Source organism: Actinoplanes sp. TFC3 (assembly GCF_001553785.1).
GTDB lineage: Bacteria > Actinomycetota > Actinomycetes > Mycobacteriales > Micromonosporaceae > Actinoplanes.
Genome location: NZ_LOJP01000001.1, coordinates 1,203,288 through 1,218,438 on the forward strand (window position 1 = coordinate 1,203,288; position 15,151 = coordinate 1,218,438).

Genomic DNA, 15,151 nt, shown 5'->3' on the forward strand with positions numbered 1-15,151 from the left:
AGGCGCGCCCGCGACAGTCGCCCAGCAGTAGGAGAACCATGCGTACGAACCGGCTCCTTGCCCTCGCCGCGGTCGGCGTCCTCGGTAGCGCCCTGACCGCGTGCGGCGGCGGTGAAGACAAGCCGGCCGACTCGGCGTCGGGCGGTCCGATCACCGTGAAGGCCTCGGACACGGCCTGTGAGGTCGCCACGAACGCGGTTGGCGCGGGCACCAGCGTCTTCAAGGTCACCAACGGCGGCAACAAGGTCACCGAGTTCTACGTGTACGCGCCGGGTGATCGGATCATGGCCGAGGTCGAGAACATCGCGCCCGGTTTGTCGCGGGACCTACGCGTCGAGTTGCCGGCCGGATCCTATGAAACGGCGTGCAAACCGGGCATGATCGGCAAGGGGATCCGGACGGCCTTCACCGTGTCGGGTTCCGCGGCGCCGCTCGCCGATGACGCCAAACTGGCCGAGGCCACCGCCAGTTATTCGCGGTACGTCAAGAGCCAAACCGACGCGCTGCTCACCAAGACCGAGGAGTTCGTGACGGCGGTCAAGGGCGGCGACGTCGACAAGGCCAAGGCGCTGTTCCCGGTGGCCCGTACGTACTGGGAGCGCATCGAGCCGGTAGCGGAGATCTTCGGCGACCTCGACCCGAAGATCGACGGCCGCGAGGAGGTCACCGAGGAGGGCATGGAGTTCACCGGCTTCCACCGCCTCGAGAAGGACCTGTGGGCTGCCAAGCCCGACGTCAGCAAGGACGGCCCGATCGCCGACCGGTTGCTCACCGACGTCAAGGACATCGTGGCCAAGGCGAACGCGGAGAAGCTGTCGCCGCTGCAGCTCGCCAACGGCGCGAAGGGCCTGCTGGACGAGGTGGCGACCGGCAAGATCACCGGTGAGGAGGACCGCTACTCGCACACCGACTTGTACGACTTCAACGCAAATGTCGAGGGTTCTCAAGCGGCAATTGCGGCGTTGCGGCCGGTGCTGGAGGAACGCGACCCGGCGCTGGTGAAGACGCTGGACAACGAGTTCGCAAACGTCGGCACCACGCTGGAGAAGTACCGCAGCGGGGACGGCTGGAAGCTGCACAACGAGCTCAACCAGAGCGACCTGAAGAGCCTCTCGGACGCCATCAACGCACTCGCCGAGCCGATCTCCAAGGTCGCCGCGGTGGTCTCGCAGAAGTAAGCCGGGCCGGGAAGTAAGCCGGGCCGGGAAGTAAGCCGGGCCGGGAAGTAAGCCGGGTCCGGAAGTAGGCCGGGCACGGAAGTAGGCCGGGCACGGAAGTGGGCCGGGCACGGAAGGTAGGCCGGGCCGCGGGGGTAAGCGAGGGTCGAAACAGAGCCGCGGCCCGGAAGTACGCACGCGAAGATCGAGCAGTAAGGGCAGAGGTAGGTCTGATGCCGTCGGAGAACGTGTCGCGCAGGCGGGCCATAGCGCTCGCCGGTATCGGTGTGGCCGGGGTTGCCGGCGCTGCCGCCGTCGGCGGGGCGCTGATCGACAGCGGCGTTTCGGACTCCGCGCCGGCGGGGGATGGGTCGGTGGCTTTCACCGGGGCGCATCAGGCCGGAATTGTCACCCCTGCGCAGGATCGTCTGCACTTTGTGGCGTTCGATGTCATCACCAAGGACCGGGACCGGCTCATTGGCCTGCTGCAGGAGTGGACCGCGGCTGCCGCGCGGATGACTGCGGGTCGCGATGCCGGGGAGGTCGGCGCGGTTGACGGCGTGCCCGAGGCGCCGCCGGATGACACGGGAGAGGCTCTCGGGTTGCCGCCGTCCGCTCTGACGATCACCGTGGGGTTCGGGCCTTCGCTTTTCCGTGACGCCGATGGGCGGGACCGGTTCGGGATTGCGGCGAAGCGGCCGGCAGCCCTGGACGATCTGCCCCATTTTCCCGGCGATGTGCTCGATCCGGCGCTGTCCGGTGGCGATCTTTGCGTGCAGGCTTGCGCCGATGATCCGCAGGTGGCGGTGCACGCGATCCGCAATCTGGCCCGGATCGGGATGGGGGTGGTCGGCGTTCGGTGGTCGCAACTGGGCTTTGGTCGTACCTCATCGACGTCGGCGTCTCAAACGACTCCCCGCAACCTCTTCGGCTTCAAGGATGGCACCGCGAATCTGAAGCTGGAGCAAGCTGAGCAGCTTGAGCAGCACCTGTGGGTGCAGCCGGGGGACGGCGCGGAGTGGATGACCGGCGGCGCCTACCTGGTCACCCGCAAGATCCGGATGGTGGTGGAGACCTGGGACCGGTCCTCATTGGCGGAGCAGGAAAGCATTGTGGGGCGGCACAAGGGTACGGGCGCAGCGCTCGGCAAGGCCGCCGAGTTCGACGAGCCGGACGTGTCCGCACTGCCCGAAACATCCCATGTGCGGCTGGCTCACCCCACCATGAACGGCGGAGCGCGGCTTTTGCGGCGGGGCTACAACTTCGTCGACGGCTCCGATGGGCTGGGGCGGCTCGACGCGGGGCTGTTCTTCATGGCCTACCAGCGTGACCCGCGCAAACAGTTCGTGCCGATCCAGCGCAACCTCGCCCGGCGCGATGAGATGAACGAATATCTCAAGCCCGTGTCGTTGGCGTTGTTTGCGTGCCCGCCCGGCGTCTCCGGTACGGACGACTACTGGGGCCGGGCGCTGTTCAGTTAGACCGGATCTGGCCCGGCACGCGACATGATCGACGGCCGGTCGCACCTGCTGTAGAGGGACAGTGCAATATTGGATCGCATGAGAGCCCGCGTACTCGTCGTCGATGACGACCCAGCGCTGGCCGAGATGCTCGGAATCGTCCTGCGCAGCGAGGGTTTCCTGCCCTCGTTCGTGGCTGACGGTGAACGGGCCCTCGCCGCGTTCCGGGAGAACAGGCCCGACATCGTCCTGCTCGACCTCATGCTGCCCGGTATGAGCGGCATCGACGTCGCCCGGGCCATCCGCACCGAGTCGGGCATCCCCATCGTCATGCTCACCGCGAAGAGCGACACCGTCGACGTGGTGCTGGGCCTCGAGTCCGGCGCCGACGACTACGTGGTCAAGCCGTTCAAGCCCAAGGAGCTCGTGGCGCGGATGCGAGCCCGGCTGCGCCGTGGCGAGGACGCCGCGCCGGAGCTGCTGACCATCGGGCCGCCCGGCAACCAGATCACCATCGACGTGCCGGCGCACACCGTGTCGCGCGACGGCGAAGAGGTGAAGCTGACGCCGCTCGAGTTCGACCTCCTGGTCGCGCTGGCCCGCAAGCCGCGTCAGGTCTTCACCCGCGAGGTGCTGCTTGAGCAGGTGTGGGGCTACCGGCACGCCGCCGATACCCGCCTGGTCAACGTGCACGTCCAGCGGCTGCGCGCCAAGATCGAGCCGGACCCGGAACGCCCGGAGATCATCCTCACGGTGCGCGGCGTCGGCTACAAAGCCGGGACGGGCTGACACTTATCCACAGGCTCCTCGGGGCTGAGGTGCCGAACGGCTAACCTTGGCCCCGATGCGTGCTCCTGCCTGGCTTCCGATGCCCGTCCGCCGCACCCTGCGAGTGGTGCGGCGGCACTGGCGTGCTGCCGTGCGCCGGGCCAAGCGGTTCACCGCCCCGGCCCGCCGCGCGTGGCGGCGTTCCCTGCACCTGCGCGTTGTCACGCTCACCATGGTGATGTCCAGCCTGCTGGTCGGCGGCTTCGGCTGGTTCATCGCCGACCAGAGCACCAAGATCCTGCTCAACCGCGCCGAGGACGAGGTCCGCTCGCAGATGGCGGGCAAGGTGGACTACGCCTACCGCCAGCTCACCGTGCACCGCCAAGCCCGTGACCCGCAGCTACCGGCAACCATCAACGACACCGTGACGCGGCTGGCCGACACCGACCCCGCGGAGAGTGGCGGGGCGATCGTCTCGCTGCGGGCCGACAACATCGCTGACCTCAAGCCGGTCACCTCGACCCGGGCCGACACCGACGTGCTCATCAGCCGGGAGATGCGCCAGGCGGTCGCCACCGACAGCCTGGTCGCACAGCAGATCCGCACGATCAGGATGAACGGCGAACCGATCAAATACCTGGTGTACGGATCGCCGGTGCCGACCAGTTTCGGCCACGTCGAGCTCTATTACCTCGTACCGCTGACCACCGAGGACCGCGCGGCCAACCAGATCCGAGCCACCGTTCTGGTCACCGGTCTGGCTTTGGTCATCCTGCTTGGCGTGGTGGCCGGCCTGGTGACCCGCATGGTCGTCACCCCGGTGCGAGTTGCGGCGCGCACCGCTCAGCGGCTCTCGGCCGGCCTGCTCGATCAGCGCATGAAGGTCGACGGCGAGGACGACCTGGCCCTGCTCGCAGCCTCCTTCAACCAGATGGCGGCCAACCTGCAGCGCCAGATCGTGCGGCTCGAGGAGATGTCCCGCCTGCAGCGCCGGTTCACTTCCGACGTGTCGCACGAGCTGAGGACCCCGCTGACCACGGTACGGATGGCAGCCGACCTGATCTTCGCCGAGCGCGACGAGTTCGATCCGGCAGTGGCCCGCAGCGCCGAGTTGCTGCAAGCCGAGCTGGATCGTTTCGAAAGCCTGCTCACCGATCTGCTGGAGATCAGCCGGTTCGACGCCGGGTTCGCCGCGCTCGACGCCGAGCACTCCGACCTGGTGCCCATCGTGGAACGCGTCGCCGAACGCCTCGAGGGCCTCGCCGAGCGCGTCGGCGTCACCATCGAGCTGCGCCTGCCCGACACCCCGGTCATCGCCGAGGTCGACCCGCGCCGGGTCGAACGGGTGCTGCGCAACCTGGTCGGCAACGCCGTCGAGCACGGCGAACGTAAACCGGTCGAGGTCACCATGGCCACTGACGACGCGGCAGTGGCCATCACCGTCCGCGACCACGGCGTCGGGCTCAAACCGGGTGAGGAGCGGCTGGTCTTCAACCGGTTCTGGCGAGCTGATCCGTCCCGGGCCCGGCAAACCGGCGGCACGGGGCTCGGCTTGTCCATCGCCGTGGAGGACGCACGCCTGCACGGTGGCTGGCTGGAGGCGTGGGGCGAGCCGGGCGGTGGCGCCCAGTTCCGCCTGACCATCCCGGTCCGCGCCGGCGACCGGCTGGTGGCGGCCCCGCTGCCGCTGATCCCCCGCGACCGAGCGATCGACGCCGCACCCGCAATCGCCGCCACGCCCGCCGCCACGCCAGCAGCCGCCACGCGTGCGATAACCGCCACGCCCGCGGCAGCCACGCCCGCGGCAGCCACGCCCGCAGCAGCCACGCCCGCCGCGGATGACCGGCCCGCCGTGGCCGGCGCCGCGCGGGAGGACAACGGCGATAACCCGGACAGCGGCGCCAACTCGGGCAGCGGCGGCACCCCGGGCAGCGGCGGTAACCCAGACGCGGGCGACGCCCCGAAGACCGGCGGGAACGGCGTTGGTGAGGCCCGTGGGGAAGAGCCTGCGGAGGTGCGGCGATGAAGCGTGGACTGCTGGCGGCAGTGCTGGCCGGTGCTCTGGCGCTGGCCGGGTGCGGCATTCCGGACAACACCCGGGTCGAGAAGATCAAGGAAGGGCCGACCACCGGGTTCGCTTCCGGGGACAACGATGCGCCCGACCGGTTCACCCGCGAGGATGCCACCGACAACCTCGAGCTGGTGCAGTACTACCTGCGCGCCGCGGCTGCCAGCAACCCGGAAACCTCGCTCAAGCAGGTGCAGAGCTTCCTCTCGCCGTCGGCCAACAACGTGTTCAAGGCGCCCAGCGAGATCAAGGTCGTGCACCTGACCGACGACCCGCTGGTCAACCCGGGCAGCGATGACGTGACACTCAAGGTGGTCACCGTGGGCGTCCTGACGTCCAAGGGCATCCTCGAGCCGTCGCAGGACAGCGGCGAGCAGACGTACAAGCTGACCGTCTCGCAGATCACCGGTAAGCCGGGGCTGTTCGTGACCAAGGCACCGCAGGTCATGCTGCTGACCGACCGGGCGCTGCAGGACTACTACGAGCCGCGCACCATCTACTTCTGGAACAAGGATCACACCGCGCTGGTGCCCGACGTCCGCTATCTGTCCGCCGACGTGCCGTCCGAGCAGGTGCCGGGTCAGGTCATCAAGTGGCTGATCGACGGGCCTGCGGCCTGGCTGGCCGACTCGGTGGAATCCTTGCCCGAGGGCACGCTGCTGCAGGGTAACGTGCCGGCCGCCGGCAACGGGAAGCTGCAGATCAGCCTGAGCGGCCAGGCCGTGCAGCCGCAGGACGATCCGAACGCGCTGGACCGATTGCGCCGGCAGGTCATGTGGTCGCTGCAGGACCTGCTACCGCGGGTGCTGGAGCTGACCATCGGCCAGGACCAGAACGACTACGAGGGCACCGACTACCTGCTGAGCAACGCCTCGTACCGGCTGCCCGCGGAACCTGAGCGCTTTGTCATCTACAACCAGCAGATCCGGCGGTTGTCGCAGTCGCGCGGCTCGACCGAGGCGGTCCCGGTCGTCCGGTCGGCGGCAAACAAGAACGTGCGGGCCGCGGCGATCGGACACAGTTTCAGCAATTACCGGTACGCCGCCCTGGTCACCGCCGAGAAGGGCGTCAACACGTTGCGGGTCGGCGGGGCGGCGCCGGGGGAGCAGGCCGGCTTGAAGCCCGTGGCGCTGCGGGGTGGCTCGGTCGGCCAGCCGGTGTGGGCGATCACCTCCGATGACGCGCAGACCGGCGCGCTCGGCCTGATCACTGTGGGCGGCAAGCTGTTCAGCTTCTCGGCGGACGGGTCGCCGCTGCGCGCGGTGGCCTGGCCCGGTTCGAACGGCGGGTTCATCTCGGCGGTGGCGGTGGCTCCGGACGGGCGGCGCCTGGCCCTGGTGGCCGGCGACAAGTTGTACGTGGCCGCGCTCGACGCGGACGGGGATGTGCCCGAGTTGTCGGCGCCCCGGCTCGTGCAGGTCTTCCAGCTCAACCAGGTCACGGCGGTGGACTGGGGCACGGAGACCTCGCTGGTCGTCGCCGGGGTGACCGCCAGGGGCCGGGCCTCGATCATCGAAACCGAGATCGACGGGACCCGCTCGTCGCAGGTGCTGGCCGACATCGGCACGCAGCACGTCACGTACCTGACCTCGTACCCGGTCAGCCCGGTTCCGGTGAAGCAACTGCCCGACGTCATCCACTACATGGCCAACGGGATCACCTTCGACGCGCTCACCCCGCCGGTGCGCATCGGCGTGGGCAACCTGGCCGATCCGGTGACCAACCCGCCGGCCGGAGTCGTACCGGTCGCGCCGTTCTTCTTACGCTGAGCCTGCGGCATGCGCCTGGCCGAGCTCGGAACCGACCTTGCCGACCTGGTGCTGCCCGGCGTCTGTGCCGGGTGTGGTGCCGAGCGCGTGGCGTTGCGCCGCGGGGTCTGCGCGAGCTGTGTGACGCGTCTGGAAAGACTTTTCCCGTACGCCAGCAGCCCGTCGCCACCACCGCCGGGTATGCCGGGGTGCGTGGCGATGGGCCCGTACGCGGGTTCGTTGCGAGGGGTGCTGCTCGGCTACAAGGAACGCGGGCGGCATCGGTTGGCTCGTCCGCTCGGGGCTCTGCTGGCCAGTGCGGTTGCTGAGGCTGCCTTGCTGGGTGGGGGCGCTGTGGACGTACCGGTAAATGTTGTTGCTGTGCCATCGACCGCAAGGGCGGCACGCGAGCGGCACGGTGACCACATGGCGCGATTGGCCGCACATGCAGTGCGGCGGTTGCGTCGGGCCGGTTGGCAGGCTGATCTCCATCAGCCGTTGCGGGCGCTTCCCCGACCGGACTCCGCGTCACTGGATGTAAGCGGACGGGTGGCCGCGGCTGAGAATTCCCTGAGGATCAGGCCCGCCCGGATCCACATTTCGCGGCGGCGGCCGACGATGGAAGGCACCCTGATAGTGGTGGACGACATCGTCACGACCGGGGCCACACTGGCCGCGGTGGCGAGCCGGCTGCAGGAGGTGGACATGCAGGTCAATGGGGCTGCTGTGCTGGCAGCGACAACGCTGCGACGGGTCCGCCCCCAAGCGGGTGAAAGCCCTCCGGCATGGCGAGCGCCAGAGCCGGAAGTCCCGCTATCGGGTTGCCCAACGAGGGGTGACGGGCAGGCATCGGCAGGTTAGCGTTCTGGTGACGAGGGTAAGCGTCCTTGCTTATCCGCCACCGGAGCGAAGCCGAACATCCAGCCCGCCGCACCGGAAAGGAGCGTCCTCGTAAGCCGATTCGGTCACGCGCGTGGGATTGCTCCGTGATCCCCGGCGTCACCGACAGCAGCACAGCGCGATCCCAGTGCCAACGTTGGGGGAGGTCACGAGTGGACATTGTCGTCAAGGGCCGCAACGTAGAGGTTCCCGATCACTATCGGGAACATGTCGCCGACAAGCTGGCAAAAGTTGAACGGTACGACCAGAAGCTGATCAGAGTCGACGTGGAACTGTTCCACGAGCGCAACCCGCGGCAGTCCGATAACTGCCAGCGCGTCGAAATCACCGTAGTGACCCGAGGACCCGTCATCCGGGCCGAGGCCTGCGCCAAGGACTTCTACGCCGCACTCGACTGCGCAATCAACAAACTCGACGGCCGCCTTCGCCGCGCCGCCGACCGCCGCCGCGTCCACCGCGGCCGGCACGCACCGGTGTCCGTGGCCGCAGCCACCGCTGGGCTCCCAACCGACCTGCCGAGTCTGAGCGCGCCTGACGATTCATCGCTGGCCGACCCGCAGGAACACGACAATGACCAGCCATGGCGCATCGTGCGCGAAAAGGAACACCCCGCGGACCCGATGACCGTCGACGACGCCCTGTTCCAGATGGAGCTGGTCGGCCACGACTTCTACCTCTTCCACGACAAGGAAAGCGGCCGCCCGAGCGTCGTATACCGGCGCCGCGGCTACGACTACGGCATCCTCAGCCTGGAGACAACCGGCTGAGCGCGGCCTCTGACCGGTCTTGACTGACGCTGTCGCGAGCAGCGCGGTGCCCGGTCCGGCCGGTCCTCAGCCCGCGGACGGGCGGGTTGAGCGCAAGACCTGTCTACGCTGACCGCGCCCTCGGCAGTGCGAACTGAGGGCGCGGTCTGACACCTGCGCGCTTGCAGGATGGCTTGTGTCCAGTGGGCAGACGACTCTCGCGCCCGCAGCCCGTCGCGCCCAACCGCCTCACTCACTGATCAGAGCGAGCACATCCTCAGCCAGCAGCGCGAACTGAACATCATCGTTGCGCGTCCCATCGGGTCCGGGCAGCCGGCCCCGCAGATACGCCTCGCGCTTGAATCCCGCCTTCTCCAACACCCGCTGAGAGGCCAGGTTCTCCGGCAGCGCCCCCGCGATCAGCCGGGCGATTCCCGTCTCCGCGAAAGCCCACAGCGCCACCAGTTGCGCAGCTCGGGTGGGGTAGCCCCGGCCGCGCCAGGCCGGGAGCATGCTGTAGCCGATCATGGCCTGGGCCGTTCGGGGGTCCTGGTAGTACAGCCCGATCTCGCCGGCTCGCGTGCCGGTTTCCGCGTCCAGGATGATCATGTCGGCGCGGTTGCCGGCGAGCCAGTGGGCTTGAGAGCGGTCGCAGCGTCGTTCCATCTCGATGTGGCTGGGCGGGATGGGGGGCACGGAGGTTGCGACGATCTCCGGGAGACTGTGCAGCGCCGTGTAGAACTCGCTGTCCTCGGGCAGCAGCGGCCGGAGGGTCACCACGCCATCGCTCAGTTCGTTGCCCGGCAAATCGGGCAAGAGTCGCTCGACGGGGCCGGGGGGATCCTCGGCCAGGCGGGCATAGGCCACCAGATCGTCGCGATTGCCGTCTCTGTCCGGAAGCGCTGCCCGCCGTACGCCCTCACGGGTGTAACCAGCCGCAAAGGCGACACGCTGGCTCGCCGTGTTCTCCCAGTGCGTCAGCAACTCCAGCCGGGACAGCCCACTTACGAACGCGTGCTCGCTCAGGGCGCGTACCGCCGCAGTGGCCACGCCTCGTCCGCGCGCATCCGGCGCCGTCCAGTAGCCGATCTCCGCCTGACCGCGTTCGAGCGCCACCCGGTCGATTCCCGCGCCGCCGAGCAACTGGTCGGTTCCGGTGTCCGCGATGGCCCAGAAACCGCCGCCTGCCGAGAACATGCGCGGCACGACGTCGTTCAGGTACTCCTCGGCCTGCGTATGCGTGAAGGGGATCGGCAGCAGGGGCAGGAAACGCCGCAGTTCCCAATCGTTGTACGCGGTGAGCAGGTCGTCCAGGTCGTGCCGGGCCAGCGCGCGTAGTCGTACCCCGTGCGCCTCGATCACAGGAACCCTCACACAACCTCATCTCTCAGCAGCGATGCCACCCAGCAGTCCCGCCGTTTCCCGTTGATCATCAAAGCCTGCCGCATGAGTCCTTCGGTCGCGAACCCGGCCCTCGCCGCGACCTGCCCGGACACATCGTTCCCGGCCGCCCACCGGAGCTGGATGCGCTGCGGCCCGAGCACCTCGAACCCCCACCTGCTGATGGCGCGGACCGCCGACACCGCATACCCACGCCGGCGAAAGTCAGGCAGGACGAAATATCCCACTTCGCCCACCGCCGGGTCGTCGCGCCGCACGCTCAGATCAATCGATCCGGCGTACGAGTCCAGATCATCAGCAATCGCGAAAACAACCTCAACACCCCCGGCCCACCACAGCGGAACCAGCCGGTCGACGTAGTCACGGGCCGTCTCGTGAGTCCACTTCTCCGGAACCGAGAACCAGCGGATGGTGTCCGGGTCGTTGTAGCCGACGGTGATGGCCGGGATGTCTTTCTCGGCAGGTTGACGCAGCGTGACCGGATTGGCGGTGAGTGTCGGGGGGGTGGAGCCGAAAACGCGGGCTGCCCGCCAGCTGACCCGCCGCAATCCCTGTTCGAAGGCCGACTGCGGCAGCGCCCGTGCGGCTCGCTCGCTAACTCTGTGTCCCGCGCCCACGGTACCGTCCAGTAACCGATCGACGCCGTCCGCGCCGCTTCATCGATGCCACTCAGCACGACGCTGCCTGCCAACCCATGATCGGCGAAGACGCCCAGGTGCCAATTGGTCCGGTCGTCCTGCCGCGAGCCGATGAACTCCAAAGCCTCCTCCATCCGGTACGGCCACGGCAAACTCGGTAACCAACGGCGCAGCCACGGGTCCTGACACGCCCGGACCATTGCCTCGGCGTCCCCGGACCGCCAGGGGCGCACGAGTAGCTCATCGACTCGAAACTCGGGCGCACGCACGCGGCCATCCTGCCGCGCGGACGCACAGAGATGCCACCACGTTGCACGCCGCACCGCCGCTCCGCTTTCAGCGAACGTGCTGCGGTATTTGCACCACTTTGCGAGGTTAACCGGAGGCGCGGGTCACGAGTACGCCAAGAAGGCGCCTACGATGGTTCGGCAGACCGTCTAGGGGAGCGTTGACCCGTGTCGATTTTGGAAAAAGTCCTCCGCGCAGGCGAAGGCCGCATGGTGCGCCGCCTCAAGGCGATCGCCGAGGCGGTCAACTCGATCGAGGACGAGTACACCGACCTCACCGATGACGAGTTGCGGGATTGGACCGAACAGTTCAAGCAGCGCTACGCCGACGGCGAGAAGCTCGACGACATGCTGGTCGAGGCCTTCGCAGTCGCGCGCGAGGGCGCGCGCCGGGTGCTCGGGCAACGGGCGTACGACGTCCAGCTCATGGGCGGCGCCGCGCTGCACTTCGGCAACATCCCGGAGATGAAGACCGGTGAGGGCAAGACGCTGACCGGCGTGTTCCCCGCCTACCTCAACGCGCTCAGCGGCGAGGGTGTGCACATCATCACGGTCAACGACTACCTGGCCCAGCGCGACGCCGAGTGGGTCGGCCGGGTGCACTCGTTCCTCGGCCTGACCGTCGGCGTGATCCTGCCGAACCGGCCGGCCGCCGAGCACCGCGCGGCTTACCAGTGCGACATCACGTATGGCACCAACAACGAGTTCGGCTTCGACTACCTGCGCGACAACATGGCGTGGTCGGCCGCCGAGCTGGTCCAGCGCGGGCACAACTTCGCGATCGTCGACGAGGTGGACTCCATCCTCATCGACGAGGCCCGCACCCCGCTGATCATCTCCGGTCCCGGCGAGCACTCCCAGCGCTGGTACGGCGAGTTCGCCTCGATCGTCAACCGCCTGCAGAAGGGCAAGGACGGCGAGGGCGACTACGAGGTCGACGAGGCCAAGCGCACGGTCGCCATCGCCGAGCGTGGCGTCTCCCGGGTGGAGGACCGCCTCGGCATCGACAACCTCTACGAGTCGGTGAACACGCCGCTGGTGGGCTACCTGAACAACGCCATCAAGGCCAAGGAGCTCTACAAGCGCGACAAGGACTACATCGTCGACGAGAACGGTGAGGTGCTGATCGTCGACGAGTTCACCGGTCGCATCCTGCACGGCCGGCGCTACAACGAGGGCATGCACCAGGCCATCGAGGCCAAGGAAGGCGTCGAGGTCAAGCAGGAGAACCAGACCCTGGCGACCATCACGCTGCAGAACTACTTCCGGCTCTACAACAAGCTGGGCGGCATGACGGGTACGGCCCAGACCGAGGCCGGCGAGTTCAACCAGGTCTACAAGGTCGGTGTGGTCAGCATCCCGACGCACCGCCCGATGATCCGCGTGGACCACCCGGACGTCATCTACAAGACCGAGAAGGCCAAGTTCAACGCGGTCATCGAGGACATCGCCGAGCGCCACGCCACCGGCCAGCCGGTTCTGGTCGGCACGGTCTCGGTGGAGAACTCCGAGATCCTGTCCACCCTGCTGCGCCGCCGCGGCATCCCGCACAGCGTGCTGAACGCCAAGTTCCACGCCCAGGAGGCGACGATCATCGCCCAGGCGGGCCGCAAGGGCGCGGTCACCGTGGCCACCAACATGGCCGGTCGTGGCACCGACATCCTGCTCGGCGGCAACCCCGAGTTCCTCGCCGCCGCCGAGCTGCACCAGCGCGGCCTCGACCCGGTGGAGAGCCCGGAGGAGTACGCGAAGGCCCTCGAAGAGGTCCTCCCGATCGTCAAGGAAGCCTGCGAGACCGAGGCCTCCGAGGTCATCGGCGCCGGTGGCCTCTACGTGCTGGGCACCGAGCGCCACGACTCACGCCGCATCGACAACCAGCTACGCGGCCGCTCCGGGCGTCAGGGTGACCCGGGCGAGTCCCGCTTCTACCTGTCGCTGCAGGACGACCTGATGAAGCGCTTCCGCGCCGGCGCGGTCGAAGCGGTGATGGAGCGCTTCAACATCCCGGAGGACGTCCCCATCGAGTCGAAGATGGTGACCCGCCAGATCCGCAGCGCGCAGACCCAGATCGAGGCGCAGAACGCCGAGATCCGCAAGAACGTCCTCAAGTACGACGAGGTGCTCAACAAGCAGCGCCAGGTCATCTACGCCGAGCGCAAGCGCGTGCTCGACGGCGAGGACATGCACGACCAGGCCCAGCACATGATCGACGACGTGACCGCCGACTACGTGCACGTGGCCACCACCGACGGCTACGCCGAGGACTGGGACCTCGAGCAGCTGTGGACCAACCTCAAGCGCCTGTTCCCGCTCAGCGTCACCATCGAGGACGTCGTCGAGGAAGCCGGCGGCGAGCGCAGCAGCATCGACCAGGAATGGCTGATCGAGCGGCTCAAGCAGGACGCGCAGGCGGCGTACAAGGCCCGCGAGGACGAACTCGGCGAGGACGCGGTCCGCGAGCTCGAACGCCAGGTCCTGCTCGCGGTCATCGACCGCAAGTGGCGCGAGCACCTCTACGAGATGGACTACCTGCAGGAAGGCATCAGCCTGCGGGCGTACGCCCAGCGCGACCCGGTGGTCGAGTACCAGCGCGAGGGCTTCGACATGTTCAACCAGATGATGGAGGGCATCAAGGAAGAGGCGGTCGGTTTCCTGTTCAACCTCGAAGTCCAGGTCGAAGAGACCCCCGCGGTCACCGTCGACCCGACCCAGGCCGTCCCGATGCCCAAGGCCACCGACCCCGACGACGACGACCAGCCCGACCAGCACGTCGAAGTCCGCGCGAAGGGCCTCGGCGGCAGCGGTCGACCCCAGCGCCTGCAGTACACGTCGCCCACCATCGACGGCGAGGCCGGAGCCGGCGCCCCCCAGATCCAAGAACCCGAGCAGCAGGCCCCGGCCCTCGGCCTCGGTGCCGCCCCGGTAGTCCCGGCCAGCCCGGCCCACACCGGCGCCCACCGCCAGACCCCGAGCCGCACCTCCGGCCAAGCGGAAGCCAGCAACGGCCCCTCCCGCAACGCCCCCTGCTACTGCGGCTCCGGCAAGAAGTACAAGCGCTGCCACGGCGCTCCGGGCGCTGTCTGATCGGTTCGTGGTTGTTAGTTCCCGGCCCCTACGGCGTTTGCCGTGGGGGCCGGGCTCTTTCGGCTGTATGCGCGGCTGTGTCTCCATGCTGCGGTATCGAGGGGGTAAGGCCTCGAGCGCCGTTACCGGTAACGGGCTCAAGGAGGGTGAGGCCCAGGACGGCCGCCGCCTCTACTGCTCACCGGACGCCCCGGGGGTACCCGTGGTCTGTACTGCTGAGGAGGGTGGTTACAGCAGGCGCAGCACGGTGGCCAGCCAGCGGTTATGGGGCTTCTCCAGGCGGAACACGAGCGCCCAGGCTCTCTCCGGGGCAACCAGCACGGCCGCTGCTTCTACGACGCCAATCCGGGGTTCGCAGATGGAGGTGCGAGTGGCGAGTACCGGGGATGGAACCTGATTGCGGGGGAGCTGCTGGACTTCCCGGCGAGTGACAGCTACCTGCTGCGCGGCGATCAGGGCTTGCGAGATCAGGTGGGCTGCCTCGCGCGGTTGGGCCAAGGAGCGTAGGTGGGCTGCGGGGCGGTAGCCGTTGATGACTTCGGCGCAGGCTTTGACGAAGTGGTGGGCGGCCAGCTCACCCTCGCTGGGTCCACTGCGGGTCGCCGGCTGGCGGCGGGAGGTCCGGGTGCTGCGTTCTTTGACTGTTGCAGCGGAGGTTGCGGCGCCTTTGCCTCGTCCGGCTGATGTGGGAAGGGCCGGGCCTCGGGCGCCTGCGCCACGGGTGGCTGGAGCGCGAACACCCGCCCTGCGCGCAGCGGGGTCGAGGCTCCGCCCAGCCAAGTTCCGCCGGGCCTCAGCACCCCGCTCATCCACGCCGCGCGAGGCGCCCCTCGGAACAACCCCACCGTCGACGCAGCCCCCACCAGCCGAATCAGCAGAGCCCCCCGAACTGCC

10 protein-coding genes and 2 pseudogenes are annotated in these 15,151 nt (G+C 68.4%); 8 read left to right on the plus strand and 4 right to left on the minus strand.

All coding sequences use genetic code 11. The features are described 5' to 3' along the window. The first annotated feature begins 38 nt into the window (after positions 1 to 38). The 7 genes and pseudogenes from efeO to hpf all read left to right on the plus strand — a co-directional run bounded on the left by efeO (position 39) and on the right by hpf (position 8,868). Positions 39 to 1,178, plus strand: coding sequence for an iron uptake system protein EfeO (gene efeO / locus TFC3_RS05410; RefSeq protein ID WP_067496424.1), 1,140 nt, complete (start codon positions 39 to 41; stop codon positions 1,176 to 1,178). Positions 1,179 to 1,390: 212 nt separating this feature from the next. Next, entirely contained in the window at positions 1,391 to 2,638 is a 1,248-nt protein-coding gene (gene efeB, locus TFC3_RS05415; protein WP_067496426.1) for an iron uptake transporter deferrochelatase/peroxidase subunit, read from the plus strand. A gap of 78 nt (positions 2,639 to 2,716) precedes the next feature. Further along, positions 2,717 to 3,406 (plus strand): MtrAB system response regulator MtrA, encoded by a 690-nt coding sequence (gene mtrA, locus TFC3_RS05420; protein ID WP_041831929.1) that lies wholly within the window; start codon positions 2,717 to 2,719, stop codon positions 3,404 to 3,406. Positions 3,407 to 3,461: 55 nt separating this feature from the next. Next, positions 3,462 to 5,195: pseudogene (gene mtrB, locus TFC3_RS05425) on the plus strand (MtrAB system histidine kinase MtrB); the annotation flags it as partial. A 212-nt stretch (positions 5,196 to 5,407) separates the two neighbouring features. Next, complete coding sequence (locus tag TFC3_RS05430; protein WP_067496429.1) at positions 5,408 to 7,222, plus strand: LpqB family beta-propeller domain-containing protein; 1,815 nt, start codon at positions 5,408 to 5,410, stop codon at positions 7,220 to 7,222. Positions 7,223 to 7,231: 9 nt separating this feature from the next. Next, on the plus strand, positions 7,232 to 8,062 hold the full coding sequence (locus TFC3_RS39075) for a ComF family protein (protein WP_082771861.1): 831 nt from the start codon (positions 7,232 to 7,234) through the stop codon (positions 8,060 to 8,062). 191 nt (positions 8,063 to 8,253) lie between these two features. Next, positions 8,254 to 8,868: a ribosome hibernation-promoting factor, HPF/YfiA family gene (gene hpf, locus TFC3_RS05440; RefSeq protein WP_067496434.1), complete on the plus strand. Its 615-nt coding sequence runs from the start codon at positions 8,254 to 8,256 to the stop codon at positions 8,866 to 8,868. 228 nt (positions 8,869 to 9,096) lie between these two features. Here hpf and TFC3_RS05445 read toward each other — a convergent pair whose 3' ends face one another. From TFC3_RS05445 to TFC3_RS40330, 3 genes and pseudogenes are all read right to left on the minus strand, one after another. Further along, complete coding sequence (locus TFC3_RS05445) at positions 9,097 to 10,221, minus strand: GNAT family N-acetyltransferase (RefSeq protein ID WP_067496437.1); 1,125 nt, start codon at positions 10,219 to 10,221, stop codon at positions 9,097 to 9,099. After that, on the minus strand, positions 10,218 to 10,796 hold the full coding sequence (locus TFC3_RS05450) for a GNAT family N-acetyltransferase (protein ID WP_067496440.1): 579 nt from the start codon (positions 10,794 to 10,796) through the stop codon (positions 10,218 to 10,220). The genes TFC3_RS05445 and TFC3_RS05450 overlap by 4 nt, the downstream gene beginning before the upstream one ends. 50 nt (positions 10,797 to 10,846) lie before the next feature. Further along, positions 10,847 to 11,209 (minus strand): annotated as a pseudogene (locus tag TFC3_RS40330) (GNAT family N-acetyltransferase); the annotation flags it as partial. A 132-nt stretch (positions 11,210 to 11,341) separates the two neighbouring features. On the opposite strand from TFC3_RS40330, the gene secA reads away from it, so the two are divergent. After that, complete coding sequence (gene secA, locus TFC3_RS05455; RefSeq protein ID WP_067496443.1) at positions 11,342 to 14,257, plus strand: preprotein translocase subunit SecA; 2,916 nt, start codon at positions 11,342 to 11,344, stop codon at positions 14,255 to 14,257. A 228-nt stretch (positions 14,258 to 14,485) separates the two neighbouring features. On the opposite strand, the gene TFC3_RS39080 is transcribed toward secA, so the two are convergent. Continuing rightward, on the minus strand, positions 14,486 to 15,070 hold the full coding sequence (locus TFC3_RS39080) for an Rv3235 family protein (protein WP_236718363.1): 585 nt from the start codon (positions 15,068 to 15,070) through the stop codon (positions 14,486 to 14,488). Between the last annotated feature and the right edge of the window lie 81 nt (positions 15,071 to 15,151).

Coding starts and splice junctions, on each gene's coding strand:
- efeO (WP_067496424.1), top strand. CDS start 39: ATGCGTACGAACCGGCTCCTTGCCCTCGCCGCGGTCGGCGTCCTCGGT.
- efeB (WP_067496426.1), top strand. CDS start 1,391: ATGCCGTCGGAGAACGTGTCGCGCAGGCGGGCCATAGCGCTCGCCGGT.
- mtrA (WP_041831929.1), top strand. CDS start 2,717: ATGAGAGCCCGCGTACTCGTCGTCGATGACGACCCAGCGCTGGCCGAG.
- TFC3_RS05430 (WP_067496429.1), top strand. CDS start 5,408: ATGAAGCGTGGACTGCTGGCGGCAGTGCTGGCCGGTGCTCTGGCGCTG.
- TFC3_RS39075 (WP_082771861.1), top strand. CDS start 7,232: ATGCGCCTGGCCGAGCTCGGAACCGACCTTGCCGACCTGGTGCTGCCC.